We start from the raw sequence: 20,669 nt of genomic DNA, 5'->3' as shown, positions 1-20,669 counted from the left end.
TGAAAAAAAAAATTTAAATCCAGAATAAATTCTTCCACAACCCGGTAGTCAGGCCCCCGGGGTGTCAATGTGCTCTGGACACAAGAGAAACGGTCCACCGCCATATTGCCTACCCGTGTCTGGGCTTCTTCCTGTAAGAACTGAGACAGATTAACTTTATGGTTTTCCCGCACCCTCCCCAACGTCAGATGTGGAGCAAAGGGTTTATCCGGTTTGCTGTCTAGGACAACAGATAACTGCTCAGCCAAGTTAATTAATTGCTCACGTCCCGTTGTAACACCGGCCCAGATTACCCGGGGGCGGGCAGGGTTGGGAAATGCGCCCAAGCCGCGAACCTCTAACTCAAAGGGACGGCACCGCTTAGCCGCGGCCTGCGCTTTTTCCAGCATAGACGCCATTTCTTCTGTACCCACTTCACCGATAAATTGCAGTGTAAGATGCAGGTTTTCCGCAGCAACCCACTTCATGGCTTTTTTATCGGCAGGGATACGCAAACGAAGCTTTGTCAGCTCCTCCCTTATGTGGGCGGATAAATTTATCGCAAAAAAAATTCTGGCCATGGCAAAACCTCCGTATCTACTAATTAATCACCTAAGCAAAAAATCCTGCCGCAGCAGGATTATGGTTCTTCTATATCTTCTGTCTCCTGTTCTGTATCTTCTTCCTGTATTTCAAACTCCAGCTCGCCGTCATCAATGGCTACTGAGCCAAACAGATGGCGTTCCATGGAGAAGCCGCTTTGCAGCTGAAATACCCGAATCACATCGGCAGCTTTTAAGTACAGCTCCCCTTCGGCCTGTCGTCCGTAATGGAGAAGGACAAGAGAAAACGGCGTCTCCTGCCTGGCCTGTAACCCACGGATTCCCGACGCCCCGGTAGTACCGGCATTAATTAGCACCGATTCGTCCCGTTCGGTGATATCTACCTGATGCAAGTGTCCGGTTAAAATCACCGGAACCTGGCCCAAAAATCTGCGGGCAATGCGCGGGTGATGAGCGGTAACCACATGAGGTGCTTCGTCGGCCTCATCAATAACTGCCTGCAACCTGTCGGCAAACTCATCCAGAACATAGTCGGCGGGCACCACCATGCCCGAATCTCCGGCAGAAGGATCTGTAATCCCTGCCACCCGCAGGCCCAGAACTTCAATCTGCCCTTCTTCCAGCACCGTCACATTGTCAATAGCCTGTACCCGGTTAACAACATCGGGCGAATCATGGTTTCCGGGTATAAAGATATATGGTATATCAAACAACTCAATGGGAGCGGCCAGACCCGCCTCAATCTGGGTGCCAAAATCGGTAATATCGCCGGTATCTATAACCAGATGTATGTCAAAGGTTCTCACTACCTGCTTAATAAAATCCATCCCCGCCGGGTTGTTGTGCAGATCCGATACGTGAGCCACCTTTAGCTCGCCCTCCACAGTACCCAACGGTTCCAGCCGTTCTATCTGCTCAAAAAGGATACTCATGTTAGCTGCAATTAACTGTAGTTGCTCGCCCAGCGACCGTACCCGAAACAATGTTTCTTCCAGCAAGCCAAACATCCAGGGCGCAGCTTCCAGAATTCCTTCAAACTCCGGATACATAAATGCCATGGGCTCAAAGGTGGCATAAGCTGACACAAGCAGGATGCCCAGCACCACCATTCCTATCATGCCGGCGATCAAGAGCCGCTTTCGATCCCGCTCGCCAAAGATAAAAGGACCGGCCAAACCTCCCACAAAAGCTAAAGCCAATAAACGTACCAGAAAAATGTTAATCTGTCTCTGTGTGGTGTCCTTTAGTCCGTCCAGGTATTCCTGGTCCTCCGCTTTCTCCAGAACCGCCTGCAGTTTATCCAGATTAATATTGGTCAGTGTTACCCTAAACATTAAAGGAGGCATATGGGTCTGTGCCCGAACCAGGCCAAGCGGCGGCATGGACAACTCGGTAAAACCATGATCAAAAATCATCAGGTCCATTTCCAACTGAAAAGCATCGATCACTGTGGTATAACTGCTAAATAAACTGACAAAAGCCAGCATGCCTACGACGGCCAGCAAAACCAAGGCCACCAGTTGCCGGCGATCCTGAATATTCAAAAAATCACCCGTTTAGATTAAGAAGGTACAGGCGGAGCATGTTTAGTGCAGCCATCACCGCCCGTTCCTTTATAGTCTCCCGGTTTCCGAAAAAATTAAACCTTCTACAGGAGACGCCTTGGGGAGTTGCCAAAGCAATAAAAACCAGGCCCACCGGCTTTTGGTCACTGCCTCCGGTGGGACCGGCCACGCCGGTGATGCCCACCGCCACATCGGCGGCTGAACGACGGCGGATGTTTTCCGCCATAGCCCGGCCCACTTCTTCAGATACCGCACCATAATCACGGATTAAAACGGGGTTTATTCCCAGCAGGTCCGTCTTTGCCCGGTTACTGTAAGTAACCTGTCCCTGCAGAAAATAGTCGGAGCTGCCGGCAATATTGGTCATGATATGCGACAGATATCCACCGGTACATGATTCAGCCGCCGCAAATGTAAGGTTGCGCTTCCATAAAAGCCGTGCCACCGCCATAGCCATGGTTTCCTCGTCCCGCCCAAAAACCGCCTCGCCCAAACGGGTAAGCAGCTTGCCCTCGGTCTTGTCCAGCAGCTTTTGGGCTTCCTCTGTACTTTCCGCTTTGGCCGTCAGGCGCAGATGCACTTCCGAATACTTAGCCAGCGGGGCAATGGTGGGGTTAGTCTGCTCCACCACCAAATCATGGATCTTCTCCTCCAGGGCTGACTCCCCCAGGCCGGCAACTTTAAGCACACGGGATAATATGACACAGTTTCCCTGCGGCAAAAGCGGCACCACCTTATCACGAAAAAGCGGTTCCAACTCCCGGGGCGGGCCGGGTAAAAGCACCACAATTTTTCCGTTGTCCTCCAGCCAGATTCCCGGCGCAGTACCGTGATCATTTTCCAAAAGCCTGGCGCCTTTGGGCAGCAGAGCCTGTTTACGGTTGTTATCGGTCATGCTCCGCCCCATTTTGGCAAACAGTTCTTCCAGATAAGCCTCCCAGGCTTCATCTTTAACCATTTCCAGCCCCAAAACTTCAGCCACTGTTTCCTTGGTTAAATCATCCATGGTGGGACCCAGGCCGCCGGAAAAAATTATTAAGTCGGCACGGGTCTGCGCCAGGCGAAAAGCCTGTTTTACCCTGCTGGGGTTATCCCCCACCACGGTGTGCCAGAAGACGTCAATGCCCAGCTTAGCCAACTCCTCGGAGATAAAGCGGGCATTGGTGTTGGCAATCTGCCCCAAAAGCAGCTCCGTTCCCACCGCTATAATTTCTGTTTTCATCTGGATCGCCTCACTTTTTAGCGGATGGCCTGCTGAATAATACCGCCGCCCACCACATCATCACCTTCATAAAAAACAACGGACTGCCCCGGCGTTACCGCCCGTTCCGGCTCATCAAATTCCAGCTTGGCCTGCCCGTGGGGCAGTGGCGACAGCAGTGCCGGCACTTCTTTGGCATGATAGCGGATTTTGGCCATGACCCGCCGCGGCTCCTTTAATTCATCAATGAGGATAAAGTTAAGGTCATCAGCCACCAGCGCCCGGAAGAAGACATCCCGGTCATCCCCCACAATCAGCGTATTATTTTCCACATCCAACTCCACCACAAAGATAGGGCGGCCCACCGCTATCCCCAGGCCCTTGCGCTGGCCCACGGTATAGTTAACCAAACCCTGATGGGTGCCCAACCGGTTCCCGTCCAAATCCAGAATGGGTCCGGGCTTTGACTCCACATCGGTTTCTTCCCGTAAAAAACGTTTATAATCATCATCGGGAATAAAGCAGATTTCCTGGCTGTCCGGCTTATCGGCCACCGCCAGGCCATACTTGGCTGCCATTTCCCGCACTTCACTTTTTAGAAAGCCGCCCAGGGGAAACAAGGTATGGGCCAGCTGCTTTTGCGTCAGGTTATACAGGGTGTATGTCTGGTCTTTTCGGGCATCCGCCGCCTTTTTCAGGCGAAACCGTTCCAGGCTCTCATCATATTCAACGCGGGCGTAATGGCCGGTGGCCACATACCACGCTTCCAGCTCAAAGGCCTTTTTTAACAGTAAATCAAATTTCAGATACCGGTTACAGGCAATACAGGGATTAGGAGTACGTCCCCGCCGGTATTCATCAACAAAATAGTCCACCACCTGGGTGCGAAACGATTCTTTAAAGTTAAGAACATAAAAGGGCATTTCCATTTTATCCGCCACCCGGCGCGCATCATCCACCGCCGAAAGCGAGCAGCAGCCCCGGCCCGAATGCTTGGCTTCATCTTCAAAGTCCGGTGACACCCACAGACGCATGGTGACCCCAATGGCCTCATAACCCTGCTCTTTTAGCAGTGCAGCACACAGGGAACTGTCCACACCACCACTCATAGCCACTAAAACCCGATTATTTTTTTTCAAGACTCCATCATTCCCTCCGCACAAACACTACCTGTTATTATGACCAATTTCCACCGTAACATTGCCCCGTGTTGACTCCACAAGCTGCGCCTTTAAAGTTTCCACCTTTGTAAGCGGCAGCAGGCAGGTTACACAAACTCCGTTTTCCTGATAATCAACGCCGTCTACTTCACCATCAACTGCGCCGATTTCGCGAATTACATTGCCCAGCAAATCATAGGAAACCAGAATTTTAATAACTTCCTTAAATACTTCCGTTTTTTCTCCGGCCTCGGCAAGCCCTGCTTCCGCACAGGCGCGGTAGGCCCGGACAAGCCCGCCGATACCCAGCTTCACACCACCAAAATACCGTGTGCCCACCACCGTCACATTAGTTAGCCCGGCTTTCTCCAGTGCCTGCAGCATGGGTGATCCGGAACTGCCCGCCGGCTCACCGTCATCACTTTGCCGAGAAACCGCTCCATCACCCACACCTATCCGGTAAGCATAAACATTATGGGTAGCATCGGCAAACTCACCGCTGACCTTTTCAATAAAAGCTTTGGCTTCGGCTTCGGTCTCCGTCTTGGCCACACTGGCAATAAAGCGGCAGGCGCCCACGGCAATCTTTACCCGCACATTCCTGGCCACAGTAGTGAAGCTATCACTCATCCTGCTCACCCTGTTTTCGCTCTCTGTCCCAACGCTGTAGCCTTTCCTTAATGGAGCGCTCATAGCCGTTATCACCGGGCTTATAAAAACCCGGGCGCTTCATACCGTCCGGCAGGTAATTTTGCGGCACAAAATTGCCGGGATAATCGTGGGGATAGCGGTATTCCTTACCGTAGCCCATCTTTTTTGCCCCGCTGTAGGAAGCATCGCGCAAATGAGTCGGCACCCGGTCTCCGGGACGCTTCTTCACCAAAGACTGCGCTTTGTTAATCCCCATGTAGGCCGCATTACTCTTAGGTGCTGAGGCCAGATACGTTGTGGCCTGAGCCAGGGTTATCCGCCCTTCCGGCAGGCCAATCATCTTTACCGCATCCGCTGCGGCCACCGCCACCAATAGTCCGTGAGGATCCGCATTGCCGATATCCTCCGAAGCCAGAATCACCAGCCGCCGCGCAATAAAGAGCGGGTCTTCCCCCGCCTCCAGCATCCGCGCCAACCAGTACAGCGCCGCATCCGGGTCAGAGCCCCGCACCGACTTGATAAAAGCGGAAATCACATCATAATGGGTGTCACCGTCCCGGTCATACACCACGGCCCGCCGCTGCACGGCCTCCTCCACCAGAGTGATGTCCACCTCTTTATTGCCGTCTTCTCCGGGGGACGCCAAAGCTGCCGCCATCTCCAGCGCATTTAAGGCGGTGCGGGCATCACCGTTGGCCATCATGGCCAGATGATCCAGTGCCTCGTCGGTGAACTCCACCGTCTCAAGCCTTGCTTCCGGCTCAGATTGAGCCCGTACCAATAAAGCCCTGACGTCTTCAGCAGACAAGGGTTCAAAAGGAAAAATACGCATCCGGGACAACAGTGGAGCATTGACGGTAAAGTAAGGGTTTTCTGTGGTGGCGCCAATTAAAACCACAATCCCTTTTTCCACCGCCGGCAAAAGCGCATCCTGCTGTGCTTTGTTAAAACGATGAATCTCATCCACAAAAAGAACTGTCCGCTTACCCTCCTGAGCCAGGCGGTTTCTGGCCGCCTCCATCTCTTTTCGCAGTTCACTGACACTGGAAGAGACCGCATTCACCCGCACAAAGGCCGCGTTGGTCTTCTCTGCGATGATTTCCGCCAAAGTGGTTTTTCCCGTTCCCGGCGGACCGTAAAAAAGCAGTGAGGACAGCACATCGCTTTCTATTAAACGGCGCAGCGGTTTCCCCTCACCCACCAGGTGCGTCTGCCCGGCAAACCCTTCGAGGGTTTTGGGCCTCAGCCTGAGAGCCAGGGGTCCGTGTTTTTTCAGTTCCTCTTCTTCACGATGGGTGAAAATATCCATTTTACCTCATCCAATCGAGGCCAGCATTCTTTTGGCCTGTAAATATAAACCGCACTCCACCCGTTTCCTGTGCAGAGTACAGCCCAACTCATAGGGTTTCTCCATGTCCTGATTCATACTCCAAGCCGCCGCATGACAGCCCCCGCCACAGAAAAAACGGGCAAAACAGTCCCGGCAGGCCTCCTTATTGGCCGAATCCACCGCGGCAAAACGTGTCAGCAGTCCGTCCTTAACACCACTGTCCACATGACCGCAGCAAAAATCCTCATCCCCGGCAAACTGGTGACAGGGATACAAACTGCCCTCCGGTGTCACCGCCAGGTAGGCAGCGCCGGCACCACAACCCTGAGCCCGCTTTTTGGCACAGGGCCCCTGGTGCAGATCCAGCTCAAAGTGGAAAAAGAAGACCTTCTCCCCCTGCTCTTCCCGCTGCCAAAGCTTTTGGGCCAGCTTTTCATATTCTTTCTCCAAAACAGGTACATCTTCACTTTGCAGCGCCTCGGCGGCCTCAGGAGACAATACCGCCGGCTCCAGCGAGATACGATCAAACCCTTCTTCTATCATCACATCTATATCTTTGCTGAAATCCAGGTTATGCCGGGTATAAGTACCCCGCAGGTAATAGTTATCCCCGCCGCGGCCCTTAACCACCGCCTTGCAGTTCTCTAATACCCGCTGCCAGCTCTTACCCCCGCCGGGCAGCACCCGCATCCGGTCATGCACCTCTTCTCTGCCGTCCAGGGAAAGGACAATACTCATCCCCTCCCGGTTCAGATACTCCAGCACTTCACCGGGCATGCGCAGCGCATTGGTGGTCACCGTAAACTTAAGCACTTTGCCCATTTCCTGGGCCCGGGCTTTGCCGTACTCCACCGTATCTTTTAAAACCTGAAAATTAAGAAGCGGCTCACCGCCAAAAAAATCTATTTCCACATGCTTTCTGCCCTTGCTCTTCTCCAGCAGAAAGTCCACCGCTTTTTTTGCCGTCTCCAAAGGCATCAGCCCGCGGTTACCTCCGTAATGCCCTTCACCGGCAAAACAATATTTACAGCGCAGATTACAGTCATGGGCCAGATGCAGGCACAGCGCCTTTACAACTCCGTCGGAAGACAAATCCACCTCTCGAGGCTCACTGAATAACAACCCCTTTTCCTGCAGCTCACAAATCTCAGCCATAACCTGTCGGGCAGTTTCCTCGCCAAACTCAGATGCAGCTTCCTTTTGCACATCGTCTACTGCCAGTCCCTGCGCCAACTTCTCCACTGCTAAAAAACCGGGCCCGTCCAACACATGCAAAGCCCCGCTCTCCACATCCAATGCCAACTTCAATCCATGCATCTCAAACGTATGCACCATACCCATAAAACACACACCACATTCCTCTGTTAATATGTTATACCTACAAGAAAGGCGCGCTTATTCGGTTTCCTCAACGCGCGCTTTCAGTACCGGTTTCTGCTGCAGCTTTGCTAGCTGCAAAGCGTTATAATTTTCCTGCCGGTACAAAAAAAAGTAGTCTGCGACTACTTTTTTTACTCTTACTGCTCAGATTCTCTCTCGCAAACCTGGTTGGCCACCGTGCAGGAAGTCTTGCAGGCAGACTGACAGGATGTGGGGCACTCGCCGCAGCCGGTGCCTTTTGCAAATGCTTTGGCCGCATCGGGATTAACGGTCAGAATATGTTTCTTTTCCACAATTTTTCGCCTCCTCACATATTACAGTACGATTATAGCATAGATGGTAATAGCGGTAAAGTTAGACATTAAGGAAGGTAAATCATCTCAGTCCTAAAGTTATCAACGATTTCTTCGTTCTTGTCAAGATATGGGCGAATACTCTCTACTACACCAGAAACGTTCTTTCTAATGTATCTTTCTGCATTTCCGCTTTCTAATGCTTGTAATCGCAATTCTTCTAATTCACTTATTGCTGCTGCAAAGGTTGTCTGAAAATCTGCTAATTTTTGCAGTTCTTCCTCACCAACGTTGCGAAACTGTAGTTGTAAAAAGTATCTTTCATGAATAATGAAAGCTTGCCCAGAGAGCAAATCCAGGGCCTCTCTCAACTCTGGTGATTCCTGGCTAAGTACGTTCATATTACCACTCAAAGCACGTGTAGTAGCAAAATCACCTATCAGTCTACTTACTTCCACCTCATTATCTGGAGCCTCCAGAACATTGTCAAGCCTGGTACTCAATTGCTGCAAAGCAATTATGCGGGATACTTGCAAATCATACCATAAACTATCCTGACTGCGTCTAAAAATGCTCATCTGATAGATTAGGTATAGGTTGACAACAAGGCTTAAAATCAATAATAATGCCACTAATTTGTGTTTATTAATTCTGTCAACACTCCCCTGCCCTGTATAATTATTGAAAGTCCAGAGATTTGCTTTTCCAACCTTCCCCCTGTGTCACCTTGTGTTATGACAAAATCGCTCTCTTTTATCACGCTAAAGCCCCTGTTTTCTTCATTAATATCCTGCAGCTTGCTGAGGATTTCCGCTTCTGCTTGCTTATATGCCCTGTTTCCTGCCTCGGGTGGCAAATCCCAATACATTGAGTTCAGCTCTTGGGCCATAGCTCTAAGATTTTTCTGATAGGCTTTTAGTTCTTCTACTTGCTTTTGCGATAAGTTTCCTATTCCCTCTTGATATAAATAGTTATTTACTATCATTTTTGAATAATAGGTTAACTCGAATAACTCATTTACAAATTCATCGTCAGTAAAGTAGCTAATTCTGCTAAGCAGTGCCTGATTAGAATATGCCCCAAGCCTGCTTAAAGCCTCTCCATCATCGGGATCCTCCAGTAATTTTTCCATGGAAACAGCAATTTGTTGCAGGGTAGCACCTTGCCTGACAATCTGCTCTCTGGCTAGGATCGCACCTTCATTGCGGGCAGTTGTAGCCATTGAAAAGAGAACCACATTGGCAATAAGGCTCAGAATACAAAACACTAAAATCCCTTTGACAGCCACAGGTAGCTCCAACCCCTCTTTTTGGAGCCCTTCCTGTACTACAATATAAATGAGCAAACCAACAAAGCTTGTAAAGAACACAAAGATGCCCCAAGCACCACTTTTGTTCCTCTTATGTGCGTCAGAAGCAACCCATCCGGCCAGCAGCATGTTAACTACCAGGAAACTAATATGATACATTTCAACCCCCTTAATATCTATCAACCTAATTGCTGCGAAGATAATCTATAAGTTTATCTACTGAAATCTGCGAAAGAAAAACTGAAGTTTATATAATTTAAAGCAATTGTTAGATATTAACACTTTTCTATAGTAATAAAAAAGTTCCTGCCTGTGGCAGGAACTTATCTTTGTCCGCGAACTGCGGTGAGAACGGCCAGTACGCCGATAAATTGTAAAAAGGTCATGGTTTCATTTAAGAATATTATGGCGGCGATGATGGCCACCACCGGTTCTACGGCGGCAACCAATGTGGCTTTTCCTGCTTCCACATGGACCAGGCCGGTGACAAAGAAAACGTAGGCCAGCATGGTGGAAAAGACGGCAATCATTACCACCAAAAGCCAGAGGGCCATGGGTTCGGCCACCAGGGGTGTTAAAAGCCAGGGCGGGCGGAGAACCAGCAAGACCAGCATGCCGGTGCCCAAGGCCAAAATTACCGTCTCCAATGTACCGTAGCCCCGCTGAAAAGCGCCTTTACTGAAGATGCCGTAAATACCAAAGGTGAGTCCGGCTCCTAACCCGGAGAGGACTCCGGGAATGTTTAGAAGTAGTTGTCCGGGACGATACCCCTCTACTACCAGAAAGATACCGATTACGGTAAGTACCAAGGCCATTATTTTCTGTTTGGTTAAAGGTTCTTTAAGCACCAGCCGGGCGGCCAGTAAGCTAAAGGCCGGGGCGGTGTAGAGCAGAATTACGGCGGTGGTAACGGTGGTTAACTGGATGGCGGTTAGATAAAAAATATTAAACCCGGCAACGCTGATGGCGCCAAATGCCAGAAAGAAGAGAAAGTCTTCCTGGTTAAAGTGGAGCCGGCGTTTGGTGGTTATGGCAAAAGCGTATAGCAAAACAAAGCTGATCACAATGCGCAGAAGTGATAACGTCAGTGGATCAACGCCAAACTCAAAAATAAACTTGCTGATGGTACCGGTGGTGCCCCAAAGGGCTCCGGCCAGGATAACGAAAATAAATCCGGCTTTACTCTTATCCATTTAATTCTCCAATTATAGGCATGTATTAGTTTATTCTGTGGCTTCTCCTGCTGCGAACAAGGAATTTCTGGTAATTACCGGCCCCACTACTTCAAAGACACTGATGGCTGCCAGTTCCACGGCGGTTACCATGGGAGCAATTTCGGGAAAGCGGATTTGAACCAATAGAATCAGTCCAATGGTAACACCGGCTTTGGAAAGCAGTGACCTGCCCAGAAAGGGACGCAGCTTGGGGTCAACGCCGGCAAAGGAAGCTCCAGCTGTAACGCCCGTTACGATGCCGATGGTACGGGCCAGAATGTAGATAAGTGCTACCTGCCAGTTAGCTACCAGTACATCCAGGCGCAGGCTGGCACCTGCCAGAGTAAAGAAAACAATAAATAAGGGCAACTCTATTCCTTCCAGGGAAGCAAATACCGTGGCAGGACGTCTGGCCAGGTTTGCCAGGGTAAAACCGGTAACGAGGTTGACAAGTAGCGGGGAAAGATGAAACATCTGAGACAACCCGCTGTTAAAAAGAATTACCGACAGGGTAACCACCAGAATGTGCTTTCTGTCTCCCGCACTTTTAGCCAGATACACCAGAATAAGGCCGGAGATAACTCCGATGATAACAGAACCCAGCAGCTCCTGGCCTGTTTCAACAAAAGCTGCGCCGGAAACGGTATTAATATCGGCAAGCATTGTAGCCACCACCGCGGAGATAATTCCGAAAAGAAAAATGGCAAAAGCATCGGCCATGGCCACTATGCCCAGTAGTGTCCGAGCCAGGGTTCCGGTGGCGCGAACTTCCTTAATTACGGTAATCACCGGGGCCGGAGCCGTGGCGGTGGCGGTGGCGCCCAGAACAAGGGCGATGGGCAGCGGCAGGCCGGCAAGAAAATACATGGCTATAAAAACTGCACCGAATGTTACAATACTTAACCCGGCACTGGAGAGAATAATGGCGGCACGGATATTGCGAATCCGCTCAATTTCCAGCTCCGCACCAACGATAAAGGCAATTACACCAAGACCCAGTGTTTTAACCAGGTCGAACTGCTGACTCATCTCGACAGTAATCAGGTTTAACAGCGACGGACTAAACAATAGCCCAATGAGTATATAGCCGGTAACCGAAGGTAGTTTGAGGCGTTTGACAGCCAGGGCTGCACCGTAGCCTCCGGCCAGTGCCAAAGCCATGGCTAAAGCCTGGTTTTCAATCATAATGTTCACTTCCAATTCGAGGTCAGTTTATTCATCATGTCCGTTTAATTCAGGGGCAAAGCCATAAGCCTCGGTAACGGGAACCACAAACATGAACCCGGCACCGGGGCGCTCCAGATCCCCCATGGTCTTCTTTACCGCATTAATGGCATTGCGTAGTTTGCCCGGATCTTTTATAACGGAAAAAATGGTCACGTTATTGGGGCGGCAGTCCTCAAAAAGATTACGGATTCCACCGAAGAGGGGAACCTTTGTGCATAGTGTACGGCCCATTCCGGAACTGTCAATTACCGTTGCACCCCGGACTCCTACTTTCAATAAAGTTTCCAGGACTGCATCTAAGTCTTCTGTGTTATTAAGAATGATGGTGAGCATATCCATTGGCGGACACCTCCAACTTTTTAACTTTTTTGCTTACCTGATGTGAAAAATACCGCATACGCGGTATTTTGTTAGTTAGGCTTCATTTAATTCCCTTAATAGTGTGTCCAAATCAATTCCATGTACAACGGCGGCCTGAGCAATGGTTTCCCCGGCGGCGGTGGCACAGCCTAAGCAGTGCATGCCATGGCGCATCAGGACCTGAGCGGTGTTGGGGTTTTGGCGCAGCACTTCGGCAATGGTCATTTCTTTGGTAACTTTAAAGTCATTGGGGCTCATCAGTTCCTCTCCTTTACGCTTGTCTTATTACCATTCTACTCCCCCTGTCATAAATCGTCAAGAAAGCTTGCTGATTCGCTCTCTTGCTTTGCTCTTTTTGCCATTGGTTTAATTAACCGTCAGAGCTTCCCGAACGCGGCGCACCTGCCCCATCAAACCGGCAAATTCCGGCGGTGTCAGGGATTGGGGCCCGTCACAGGAAGCTTTTTCCGGGTTGGGATGCACTTCAATAACCAACCCGTCGGCTCCGGCTGCCACCGCAGCACGGCTCATGGGTGCAACAAGGCTGCGCTTTCCCGTCCCATGGCTGGGGTCTACCACCACCGGCAAGCCGGAAAGCTCCTTTAACAGGGAAACCGCACTTAAATCTAAAGTGTTGCGCAGTGCCGTCTCGAAGGTGCGGATGCCCCGTTCACACAGGATAACATCGGGATTACCCGCATCCAGGATATATTCGGCAGCCAAAAGCCACTCCTCCACCGTGGAGGACATCCCCCGTTTTAACAACACCGGTTTGTTAGTTTTACCCACTTCCTTAAGAAGAGCGGTGTTTTGCATGTTTCTGGAGCCCACCTGCAGGATATCGGCAACCGCCGCCACCTCATCTACATTTCTGGTATCCATTACCTCGGTTACTATTGCCAGGCCTGTAGCTTTGGCCGCTTTAGCCAACATCTCAAGCCCTGCCTGCCCCAGGCCCTGAAATGCTTTGGGGGAGGTGCGGGGCTTATAGGCGCCGCCGCGCAACACCTGTGCTCCCGCCTCTTTTACCGCACCTGCCGCGGCCAGCAGAGTTTCTTCGTCTTCCACCGCACAGGGACCGGCCATGACCACCAGTTCTCCGCCGCCTATTTGCAGACCGTTTACATTAACCACATGCTGAACAATTTCGGTTTTGATGGCCTCCATGGCTCTCCCCCTCTTCTATGGCTGATTTAAGTGAGCGGATAAAGGATCCGGCCACATCATACTTTGCTTCCCCGTTAGCTTCTGCTATCTTTTGCACCAGCGCACTACCCACAATTACACAGTCGCCGGATTGGGCCGCAATTTTGGCCTGGCCGGGATCTGAGATTCCAAAACCCAGTGCCAGGGGAACAGCGGTGAACTTTGCGGCCCGCTGCAGGAGTCTTTCCACCGCCGGATCCATGGCAGTGCGCTTGCCGGTCACGCCGGTAACGGTGACACAGTAGATAAAACCCCGGGCACTTTTGCAGATTTTCTCCAACCGCTCATCTGTGGTGGTGGGTGCCAAAAAGCGGATATTGATGAGGCCGGCAGCTTGTGCGGCAGAGTCTAGTTCTGCTGCTTCTTCAAAGGGCAGATCCGGCACCACCAGAGCGCTCACCCCGGCCTGTGCCGCTTCACGGCAAAACCTTTCTATTCCCCGGCTATAAATCTGATTAAAGTAGACCAGCAGCACCACAGGTGTGTCGTTGTAGTTATGAAAGCGCTTTACCAAATCCAATACTCCGTCCGTTGTGGTCCCGGCCTTCAGCGCTCTGCCGGCAGCCAGTTGCAGTACCGGTCCGTCTGCCAGCGGGTCGGAGTAAGGAATACCAAGCTCTATAACATCGGCTCCGTTTTCCGCCAGGGTGACCATCAGTTTTTCAGTAACGGACAAGTCCGGGTCACCGGCGGTGAGGAAAGGAATCAATGCTTTTTGGCCGGAAGCCTTTATCTTTTCCAGTTTGTTTTCAAGTTTATTCATCAGAGCTTCACCCCCGCAAGATTAGCCACCGTTTCCACATCTTTATCGCCGCGGCCGGATAGATTTAAAAGAATTATGGTGTCCGAATTGTACTGTGGCGCAATTTTAGCCAGGTGGGCCAGTGCATGGCTGCTTTCCAGCGCCGGGATAATTCCCTCTTCCCGGGTCAGAAGGCCAAAGGCCTCCAGAGCTTCATCATCGGTTACCGAGACGTACTCAACCCGTTTGCTGTCTTTGAGGAAGCTGTGTTCCGGTCCCACGCCGGGATAATCCAGTCCGGCGGATACAGAATGGACCGGTGCCACCTGACCGTTTTCATCCTGCAGCAGGTAACTGAGAGTGCCGTGCAGTACCCCCGGCGTCCCCTTGGTCATGGTGGCGGCATGTTCTGATGTTTCAACGCCTTTGCCGGCAGCCTCCACACCAATCATGTGGACATCATCTTCCAGGAAAGGGTGAAACAAGCCGATGGCGTTGCTGCCGCCGCCTACACAGGCTATCAGAATATCCGGCAGGCGCCCCGTCATCTCTAAAGCCTGCTTTCTGGCTTCAAGCCCGATAATGCTTTGCAGATCGCGCACCATGGTGGGATAGGGGTGGGGACCTGTGGCAGAGCCCAGTACATAAAACGTATCCCGTACGTTTGTGACCCAGTCACGAATGGCTTCATTGGTGGCATCCTTTAAGGTGCGGCTGCCCGAGGTAACAGGCGTTACCGAAGCTCCCAGCATTTTCATGCGGAACACATTGAGCGCCTGTCGTTTAATGTCTTCTTCGCCCATGTATACCACACATTCCAGCCCCAAAAGTGCCGCAGCGGTGGCGGCGGCCACGCCGTGCTGACCGGCACCGGTTTCAGCCACCACTCTTTTTTTACCCATGCGGCGGGCAATCAGAGCCTGGCCCAGAGCATTGTTAATTTTATGGGCTCCGGTATGGTTTAAATCTTCCCGCTTAAGAAGGATTGTTGCACCGCCTAAGTGTTTGCTGAGCTTTTCTGCCTTATAGAGAAGTGTGGGACGGCCCACGTAATTTTGTAAAATATCGGTATATTCTTTCTTAAAGCTCACATCTTCTTTTAGAATGTTATAAGACTCTTCAAGTTCGTGCAGGGCCCCCATTAAGGTTTCCGGAACATACTGGCCGCCATAAATACCAAACTTTCCTGCTACCTGCATCATGCGCACCTCCGTACTTGATCTATAAATGCTTTAATTTTGTCCCTGTCTTTAGCTCCGTTTGTCTCTACCCCACTGGATACATCCACTGCGTAGGGTTTTAGTTTCCCGATGGCTGCCTGCACATTCTGAGGGGTCAGGCCTCCGGCCAGAATTACCGGTTTGGGTAAAGCAGTTTGTGCCAGATTCCAGTCAAAAGGTTCTCCGGTACCACCGGCCAGGGTGGGATGGAAAGTATCCAGCACCACGGCGGAAGCGGGATGCCCGGCCAGGCCGTTTAAGTCTTCTGCCTGCTTTACCCGGATTGCCTTTAACACCGGTAAAGTAAAGCTTTGGCAGTACTGTTCATCTTCGTTGCCATGAAACTGTAGTGCCGTCAGGCCACATGTTTGGGAGATTCTTTCTACCGACTCAATATCCGTGTCCACAAAAACACCGATCCTGCTGATAAAGGGCGGCAGTGCCGCACAGATTTTTTGGGCTGTGGCCACATCAATTTGGCGCGGGCTGTGGGCAAAAACCAGGCCCACCGCATCGGCTCCCGCTTCTGCACAGTACAGTGCATCGGCCACGTTTTTTATACCGCAGATTTTTATCCGGGTCATGCCGACTTCCTCCCCGTTAATTCCCTGATTTTGGCGGTGGGATTTGCAGAGCGCACCAGCGTTTCTCCCACCAGCACCGCATCTGCTCCGGCGGCACCCAGCAGATGCACATCCACTGCGCTTTCAATCCCGCTTTCGCTGACCAAAAGGACATTATCCGGGATTTGCGGGGCCAGCTGTAGTGTATGGTTCACATCGGTGGTAAAGTTTTGCAGGTTGCGGTTATTAATCCCCACAATACGCGCTCCCGCGGTCAGGGCCATTTGGATTTCATCGGCGCTGTGCGTTTCCACCACAGCTGCCAGATCCAACTCGTCACAGATTTGCAGGTACGCCCTTAGCTCTTTTTCCGGTAGAAACCCGGCGATGAGAAGGACCGCATCCGCTCCCAGGGCGCGGGACTCATAGAGCTGGTAACTGTCTATAATAAAATCTTTACGTAAAACCGGTAAAGTTACGGCACTTTTCACCTTGACCAAATCTGTGGCAGACCCTTTAAAGAAATCTTCTTCAGTCAGCACCGAAATGGCCCGGGCACCGCCTGACTCATACGCTCTTGCTAATTCTTCCACCGTCAGGGTCAGACCAAAATCTCCTTTGGACGGAGATGCTTTTTTTACTTCGGCTATCACCGACATTCCCGGCATAAGCAGCGCCTGGTAAAACGGTCGCGGCGCCTCGGCCTGTTCCAGCCTCTTTTCAATCTCCGACAGCGGAACTTTTTTTCTGGCTTCGTCCACCCGAAGTCGTTTTTTAGCTGCAATTTGCAAGAGCATTGTTATTCCCTCCCGTAAAGCGCTGCAGCGCCTGCAGCTTCTCCATGGCCGCGCCGCTGTCGATGGCTTTTTGCGCCATTTGTACCCCATCTGACAAATCTTCTGCCTGCTCACCCACATAAAGGGCAGCCGCTGCATTTAACACCGCCACATCACGGTAGGGGCCGGGTTTGCCTTCCAATACTTCCAGTATAAGGCGGGCGTTTTCCTGGGGCCCCCCGCCCGACAGGGCATCGGGTGCAGAACGATTCAGTCCCACATTTTCCGGTGTCAGCTCTCTTTTGCTGACCCGGCCTTCCTTTAATTCGCAAACCAGAGTACTTCCCGCCAGCGTCAACTCATCGCTGCCGTCGGAGCCATGGACCACTAAAGCACGTTTTGCTCCCAGTAAATTCAGTACATTGGCCATCACCTCTGCCAACTGCGGGGCATATACTCCCATTACCTGGCGCTTGGCTCCTGCCGGGTTTGTCAGGGGCCCTAACAGATTAAATACTGAGCGTACTCCCACTTCTTTTCTGGGGCCTGCGGCATGTTTCATGGCCTGGTGCAGAACCGGTGCATACAGAAAGGCAATGCCGATCTCATCCAGGCAGAGGCCCATTTGCTTTGGAGTTAACTCCAGGGTTACTCCCAACGCTTCCAGCACGTCGGCGGAACCACATTTGCTGGAGACGGAACGGTTACCGTGTTTGGCCACCGCCAGCCCGGCACCGGCAGCAATAAGGGCGGCTGCGGTGGAGATGTTAAAAGTGCCGCGACCATCTCCGCCGGTACCGCAAGTATCGGTGAGATTGGCACGCCCGGACTGAACTTTTTGCGACCGTTGGCGCATGGCTTTTGCGCAGCCATAAATTTCTCCGGCAGTTTCTCCCTTCATCTTCAATGCCACCAGAAAGGCCGCCACCTGAGCCGGCGTGGCCTCACCGTCCATAATGGAGGCCATGGCCGACTGCGCTTCCATCTCTGTTAAATCTGTTCCCAGGCACAATTTATTTAATAGTTCTTTCATGCTACCGCACCTCTCACGAAGTTTTTAAGTACTGTCCGGCCTTCCGGAGTAATGATGGATTCGGGGTGAAACTGCAGGCCCATTACCGGGTACTCCCGATGGCGCAAAGCCATGACAATACCGTCTTCAGTTTCTGCGGTAATCTCCAGGCAATGGGGAAAGGACCGGCGGTCAATGATGAGAGAATGGTACCTGCCTGCCTTAAAAGGACTGCCCAGTCCCGCAAATAGTGGATCGCCAAAATGGTAAACCTGAGATGGTTTGCCGTGAATGGCCTCCGGTGCCCGCACAACCTTGCCGCCGAAACAGTGGCCGATGGCCTGATGACCCAGACACACTCCCAGGATGGGGACTTTACCGCAAAATTCTTTGATGACCTCCACCGACAGGCCGGCATTTTCCGGAACGCCGGGTCCCGGAGAGACTACTATAGCCTGCGGGTTTAGTTCGGATAATTCCTCTATGGTAAAGCGGTCATTTCTGTATACTTTTAGCTCCTCACCCAGCTCTCCCAACAGTTGTACCAGGTTATAGGTAAAGGAATCGTAATTATCAATAACGGCAATCATCTACTGCACCCCCAGTGTGGCAAACATGCCCTTGGCTTTATGAATTGTTTCCTGGTATTCCGCTTCCGGAACCGAATCGGCCACGATGCCGGCTCCGGTCTGGATATAGGCGGTGTTGTCTTTTATCACCATGGTGCGGATGGTAATACAGGTATCCATGTTCCCTGCAAAGTCCAAATATCCCACCGCGCCGCCATAGGGTCCGCGCTTTACCGTTTCCAGCTCATTTATAATCTGCATGGCCCGGACTTTGGGTGCACCGGAGAGGGTGCCGGCGGGAAAGCAGGCCTCCAGCGCTTCCATGGCTTTCTGCTTTGGTGCCAGCTCACCGGTCACCTCCGAGACCAGATGCATCACATGAGAGAAGCGCTCCACTTTAGCGTACTCTTTGACGTTTACCGTTCCGTAGCGGGCTACGCGCCCGATATCGTTTCGGCCCAGGTCCACCAGCATCACATGCTCCGCCAGCTCCTTGGGGTCGTTTAGCAGGTCCTCTTCCAACTCCCGGTCTTCTGCCTCACTTTGGCCCCGACGCCTGGTACCGGCAATGGGCCGGGTTGTAACTGTTTCTCCGTCCACCCTGACCAGCATCTCCGGGGAAGCCCCCACCAGAGTGACGTCTGGAAAGTTAAGCAAAAACATGTACGGTGAAGGATTAAGGCTGCGCAGCCGCCGGTAAATGGCAAAGGGCTCTTCGCTGATGGGAACGGCAAAGCGCTGTGACAGTACCACCTGAAAAATATCTCCGGCTTTGATATATTCCTTGGCTTTTTTAACCCGCTCTGTAAATTCGCTTTCGGTGAGGTTGCCCTTAGGGATGCCTGCCACCGGCTGCCCTTTTGTTGTTTCGTGTATATCAGGTAGCGGACCGGAGAGCTTTTCTGCCATCTGCTGCATTGAATTGCGGGCAGCCTTTTCGGCATATGCGGCACTCTCGCCTTCCAAGACAGGACGGTTTACCACCAGATGCAGCTTATGGGTGAAATGATCAAAAATCAGGATGTTCTCCATGAACTGCAGGTAAGTGTCGGGTAAGCCCAGTTCGTCTTCCTGGGGCGATGTTCCCACCGGCTCCAGCAATCCAACGTTATCGTAGCCGAAGTACCCCACCGCACCGCCGCAGAATCTGGGCATGGCCGGATGGGCCGGCAGGGCGTACTCTTCAAAAAGGGTTCGTAGCTGTTGAAAAGGGCCTTGCTTTGTGGTTTGCCGGCGGCCGTCAGACCAAGTCATCTCCACTTCCATTCCCTGCCCCTTCACTACTAAAAAGGGGTTGTAGCCCAAAAAAGAGTAGCGGGCTACCTGCTCACCGCCTGCCGCGCTTTCCAAAAGGAAAGACGGGCCTTTCGGGCAAAGTTTGATAAATGCGGAGATAGGGGTTTCCAAATCTCCCACCAGGGAGCGATGCAGTGTGACCATCTTTGCATTACGTACCGTTGTTGCCGCCAGATTCATGACAGACCCTCCTGTTTTTAAGAAAATAAAAAAAGTCTTCCGTCCATAGAAGGACGAAAGACCTGCTTTCGCGGTGCCACCTTAATTGGCCTGTAAATATAAACAGACCCTCTTAGACAGGTACGGGACAAATCAAAAGACGTCCGATACCCCGTTCCCGGTAACGTGAGAACATTCCGTTGGAGCCTACTCCTCTTGTTTCGGTCCACTACTCACGGGCCCATTCAACGGCGGTCATTTTACCGGACTCTCACCTACGCCGGCTCTCTGAGAAAACTTCCTCTCCGTCTACTCTTCCCGATCATCGTATTTGTAAAAAGTCTAGCACGGCAGACATTAAATGTCAACTGTTTTTTTACACAGGCAGACATGAATTGTACCCGCCTCAATTGCAATAGCGAATGCACCACCCCACCGTGCCGGTGAGAAGTCAAGCAGCAGCAAGTCTTTCGGCGTGGAAAGCTTGTAATGGTGTAAGATACCCAAGAATCTTCCGAGGAAGATTGTTACACCAATTCTGTATACGGGCGACGGACTCGGGTGTGAGATCCGCAAATGACGTTCCTTTGGGAAGGAACCTTCGTATTAAGCTGTTGTGCTTTTCATTGGCACCCTTTTCCCAGGAGCTGTACGGATGGCAAAAGTACGCTTTACTACCGAGGCTACTGAGCTGGTCTGACAGACCAGAGAACTCACTGCCGTTATCTGCTGTAATCGTCTGGAATACCTGGGCGAATCATCCCCGTAATCTCTCTGTAGAGCCACTAGAGCCTCGTTTACACATTCTACAGTGGTGCTCTTCGAGTCGTCGTATAAGAAAGAACCCGGCTCTTTCCCTCAAGGAGTGTCAGAAGCAGATTGAGCCTCTGACTG

21 protein-coding genes, 2 pseudogenes and 1 other annotated feature are annotated in these 20,669 nt (G+C 51.6%); all 23 genes and pseudogenes read right to left on the bottom strand.

The genetic code is table 11. The features are described 5' to 3' along the window. Positions 1–35 precede the first annotated feature (35 nt). Positions 36–560, bottom strand: a pseudogene (thpR, locus tag DEALDRAFT_RS17195) (RNA 2',3'-cyclic phosphodiesterase); the annotation flags it as partial. 59 nt (positions 561–619) lie between these two features. Further along, the gene (locus DEALDRAFT_RS02160) at positions 620–2,086 is read right to left on the bottom strand and encodes a metallophosphoesterase family protein (RefSeq protein ID WP_040378330.1); all 1,467 of its coding nucleotides are present in this window, start codon (positions 2,084–2,086) and stop codon (positions 620–622) included. A 4-nt stretch (positions 2,087–2,090) separates the two neighbouring features. Then, positions 2,091–3,329: a competence/damage-inducible protein A gene (locus DEALDRAFT_RS02155; protein WP_008514433.1), complete on the bottom strand. Its 1,239-nt coding sequence runs from the start codon at positions 3,327–3,329 to the stop codon at positions 2,091–2,093. A 17-nt stretch (positions 3,330–3,346) separates the two neighbouring features. Then, the gene (gene mnmA, locus DEALDRAFT_RS02150; RefSeq protein ID WP_008514431.1) at positions 3,347–4,447 is read right to left on the bottom strand and encodes a tRNA 2-thiouridine(34) synthase MnmA; all 1,101 of its coding nucleotides are present in this window, start codon (positions 4,445–4,447) and stop codon (positions 3,347–3,349) included. 27 nt (positions 4,448–4,474) lie between these two features. Continuing rightward, positions 4,475–5,098 carry an IMPACT family protein gene (locus DEALDRAFT_RS02145; protein ID WP_008514429.1) on the bottom strand — a complete coding sequence of 208 codons (624 nt, stop codon included), beginning with the start codon at positions 5,096–5,098 and terminating at the stop codon, positions 4,475–4,477. Then, positions 5,091–6,428, bottom strand: a complete 1,338-nt coding sequence (locus DEALDRAFT_RS02140) for a replication-associated recombination protein A (RefSeq protein ID WP_008514427.1) — start codon at positions 6,426–6,428, stop codon at positions 5,091–5,093. Before DEALDRAFT_RS02140 ends, DEALDRAFT_RS02145 begins: the two co-directional genes overlap by 8 nt. A gap of 6 nt (positions 6,429–6,434) precedes the next feature. Beyond that, a complete protein-coding gene (gene scfB, locus DEALDRAFT_RS02135) occupies positions 6,435–7,790 on the bottom strand; it encodes a thioether cross-link-forming SCIFF peptide maturase (RefSeq protein WP_243441125.1) in 1,356 nt (451 codons plus the stop codon). Positions 7,791–7,966: 176 nt separating this feature from the next. Continuing rightward, a complete protein-coding gene (gene scfA, locus DEALDRAFT_RS16370; RefSeq protein ID WP_008514424.1) occupies positions 7,967–8,122 on the bottom strand; it encodes a six-cysteine ranthipeptide SCIFF in 156 nt (51 codons plus the stop codon). A 68-nt stretch (positions 8,123–8,190) separates the two neighbouring features. Beyond that, on the bottom strand, positions 8,191–8,742 hold the full coding sequence (locus DEALDRAFT_RS02130) for a hypothetical protein (RefSeq protein ID WP_143753347.1): 552 nt from the start codon (positions 8,740–8,742) through the stop codon (positions 8,191–8,193). 11 nt (positions 8,743–8,753) lie between these two features. Then, on the bottom strand, positions 8,754–9,590 hold the full coding sequence (locus DEALDRAFT_RS02125) for a hypothetical protein (protein ID WP_008514421.1): 837 nt from the start codon (positions 9,588–9,590) through the stop codon (positions 8,754–8,756). 164 nt (positions 9,591–9,754) lie between these two features. Next, on the bottom strand, positions 9,755–10,624 hold the full coding sequence (locus DEALDRAFT_RS02120) for a DMT family transporter (RefSeq protein ID WP_008514419.1): 870 nt from the start codon (positions 10,622–10,624) through the stop codon (positions 9,755–9,757). Between the two features lie 30 nt (positions 10,625–10,654). Further along, complete coding sequence (locus tag DEALDRAFT_RS02115) at positions 10,655–11,830, bottom strand: cation:proton antiporter (protein WP_008514417.1); 1,176 nt, start codon at positions 11,828–11,830, stop codon at positions 10,655–10,657. 27 nt (positions 11,831–11,857) lie between these two features. Next, on the bottom strand, positions 11,858–12,211 hold the full coding sequence (locus DEALDRAFT_RS02110) for a P-II family nitrogen regulator (RefSeq protein ID WP_008514416.1): 354 nt from the start codon (positions 12,209–12,211) through the stop codon (positions 11,858–11,860). 75 nt (positions 12,212–12,286) lie between these two features. Beyond that, the gene (locus DEALDRAFT_RS02105; RefSeq protein ID WP_008514414.1) at positions 12,287–12,490 is read right to left on the bottom strand and encodes a DUF1858 domain-containing protein; all 204 of its coding nucleotides are present in this window, start codon (positions 12,488–12,490) and stop codon (positions 12,287–12,289) included. A gap of 108 nt (positions 12,491–12,598) precedes the next feature. Next, entirely contained in the window at positions 12,599–13,399 is an 801-nt protein-coding gene (gene aroF / locus DEALDRAFT_RS02100; RefSeq protein ID WP_008514413.1) for a 3-deoxy-7-phosphoheptulonate synthase, read from the bottom strand. Further along, the gene (trpA, locus tag DEALDRAFT_RS02095; RefSeq protein ID WP_008514412.1) at positions 13,359–14,201 is read right to left on the bottom strand and encodes a tryptophan synthase subunit alpha; all 843 of its coding nucleotides are present in this window, start codon (positions 14,199–14,201) and stop codon (positions 13,359–13,361) included. Before trpA ends, aroF begins: the two co-directional genes overlap by 41 nt. Next, the gene (gene trpB, locus DEALDRAFT_RS02090; protein ID WP_008514411.1) at positions 14,201–15,382 is read right to left on the bottom strand and encodes a tryptophan synthase subunit beta; all 1,182 of its coding nucleotides are present in this window, start codon (positions 15,380–15,382) and stop codon (positions 14,201–14,203) included. Before trpB ends, trpA begins: the two co-directional genes overlap by 1 nt. After that, positions 15,379–15,984 carry a phosphoribosylanthranilate isomerase gene (locus tag DEALDRAFT_RS02085; protein ID WP_008514410.1) on the bottom strand — a complete coding sequence of 202 codons (606 nt, stop codon included), beginning with the start codon at positions 15,982–15,984 and terminating at the stop codon, positions 15,379–15,381. The genes trpB and DEALDRAFT_RS02085 overlap by 4 nt, the downstream gene beginning before the upstream one ends. Then, positions 15,981–16,760, bottom strand: coding sequence for an indole-3-glycerol phosphate synthase TrpC (trpC, locus tag DEALDRAFT_RS02080; RefSeq protein ID WP_008514409.1), 780 nt, complete (start codon positions 16,758–16,760; stop codon positions 15,981–15,983). The genes DEALDRAFT_RS02085 and trpC overlap by 4 nt, the downstream gene beginning before the upstream one ends. Then, positions 16,738–17,772: an anthranilate phosphoribosyltransferase gene (gene trpD / locus DEALDRAFT_RS02075; RefSeq protein WP_008514408.1), complete on the bottom strand. Its 1,035-nt coding sequence runs from the start codon at positions 17,770–17,772 to the stop codon at positions 16,738–16,740. The genes trpC and trpD overlap by 23 nt, the downstream gene beginning before the upstream one ends. Continuing rightward, a complete protein-coding gene (locus DEALDRAFT_RS02070) occupies positions 17,769–18,341 on the bottom strand; it encodes an anthranilate synthase component II (protein WP_008514407.1) in 573 nt (190 codons plus the stop codon). Before DEALDRAFT_RS02070 ends, trpD begins: the two co-directional genes overlap by 4 nt. Beyond that, positions 18,342–19,796 (bottom strand): anthranilate synthase component I, encoded by a 1,455-nt coding sequence (gene trpE, locus DEALDRAFT_RS02065; RefSeq protein ID WP_008514406.1) that lies wholly within the window; start codon positions 19,794–19,796, stop codon positions 18,342–18,344. It lies immediately after the preceding gene. Between the two features lie 46 nt (positions 19,797–19,842). After that, positions 19,843–20,110 (bottom strand) — a binding site (T-box leader). Positions 20,111–20,226: 116 nt separating this feature from the next. Next, positions 20,227–20,669: pseudogene (locus DEALDRAFT_RS17600) on the bottom strand (IS30 family transposase); the annotation flags it as partial.

The sequence above is a fragment of the Dethiobacter alkaliphilus AHT 1 genome (assembly GCF_000174415.1).
In the GTDB taxonomy this organism is placed as follows: domain Bacteria; phylum Bacillota; class Dethiobacteria; order Dethiobacterales; family Dethiobacteraceae; genus Dethiobacter; species Dethiobacter alkaliphilus.
The sequence above is the reverse complement of the archived record's forward strand: the minus strand, read 5'-3'. Positions and strand labels throughout refer to the sequence as shown.

Excerpts from the sequence above, each read along its gene's own strand:
- DEALDRAFT_RS02155 (WP_008514433.1), bottom strand. The coding sequence starts at position 3,329 with ATGAAAACAGAAATTATAGCGGTGGGAACGGAGCTGCTTTTGGGGCAG.
- DEALDRAFT_RS02145 (WP_008514429.1), bottom strand. The coding sequence starts at position 5,098 with ATGAGTGATAGCTTCACTACTGTGGCCAGGAATGTGCGGGTAAAGATT.
- DEALDRAFT_RS02140 (WP_008514427.1), bottom strand. The coding sequence starts at position 6,428 with ATGGATATTTTCACCCATCGTGAAGAAGAGGAACTGAAAAAACACGGA.
- scfB (WP_243441125.1), bottom strand. The coding sequence starts at position 7,790 with ATGGGTATGGTGCATACGTTTGAGATGCATGGATTGAAGTTGGCATTG.
- DEALDRAFT_RS02125 (WP_008514421.1), bottom strand. The coding sequence starts at position 9,590 with ATGTATCATATTAGTTTCCTGGTAGTTAACATGCTGCTGGCCGGATGG.
- DEALDRAFT_RS02120 (WP_008514419.1), bottom strand. The coding sequence starts at position 10,624 with ATGGATAAGAGTAAAGCCGGATTTATTTTCGTTATCCTGGCCGGAGCC.
- DEALDRAFT_RS02115 (WP_008514417.1), bottom strand. The coding sequence starts at position 11,830 with ATGATTGAAAACCAGGCTTTAGCCATGGCTTTGGCACTGGCCGGAGGC.
- DEALDRAFT_RS02110 (WP_008514416.1), bottom strand. The coding sequence starts at position 12,211 with ATGGATATGCTCACCATCATTCTTAATAACACAGAAGACTTAGATGCA.
- DEALDRAFT_RS02105 (WP_008514414.1), bottom strand. The coding sequence starts at position 12,490 with ATGAGCCCCAATGACTTTAAAGTTACCAAAGAAATGACCATTGCCGAA.
- aroF (WP_008514413.1), bottom strand. The coding sequence starts at position 13,399 with ATGGAGGCCATCAAAACCGAAATTGTTCAGCATGTGGTTAATGTAAAC.
- trpA (WP_008514412.1), bottom strand. The coding sequence starts at position 14,201 with ATGAATAAACTTGAAAACAAACTGGAAAAGATAAAGGCTTCCGGCCAA.
- trpB (WP_008514411.1), bottom strand. The coding sequence starts at position 15,382 with ATGATGCAGGTAGCAGGAAAGTTTGGTATTTATGGCGGCCAGTATGTT.
- DEALDRAFT_RS02085 (WP_008514410.1), bottom strand. The coding sequence starts at position 15,984 with ATGACCCGGATAAAAATCTGCGGTATAAAAAACGTGGCCGATGCACTG.
- trpC (WP_008514409.1), bottom strand. The coding sequence starts at position 16,760 with ATGCTCTTGCAAATTGCAGCTAAAAAACGACTTCGGGTGGACGAAGCC.
- trpD (WP_008514408.1), bottom strand. The coding sequence starts at position 17,772 with ATGAAAGAACTATTAAATAAATTGTGCCTGGGAACAGATTTAACAGAG.
- DEALDRAFT_RS02070 (WP_008514407.1), bottom strand. The coding sequence starts at position 18,341 with ATGATTGCCGTTATTGATAATTACGATTCCTTTACCTATAACCTGGTA.
- trpE (WP_008514406.1), bottom strand. The coding sequence starts at position 19,796 with ATGAATCTGGCGGCAACAACGGTACGTAATGCAAAGATGGTCACACTG.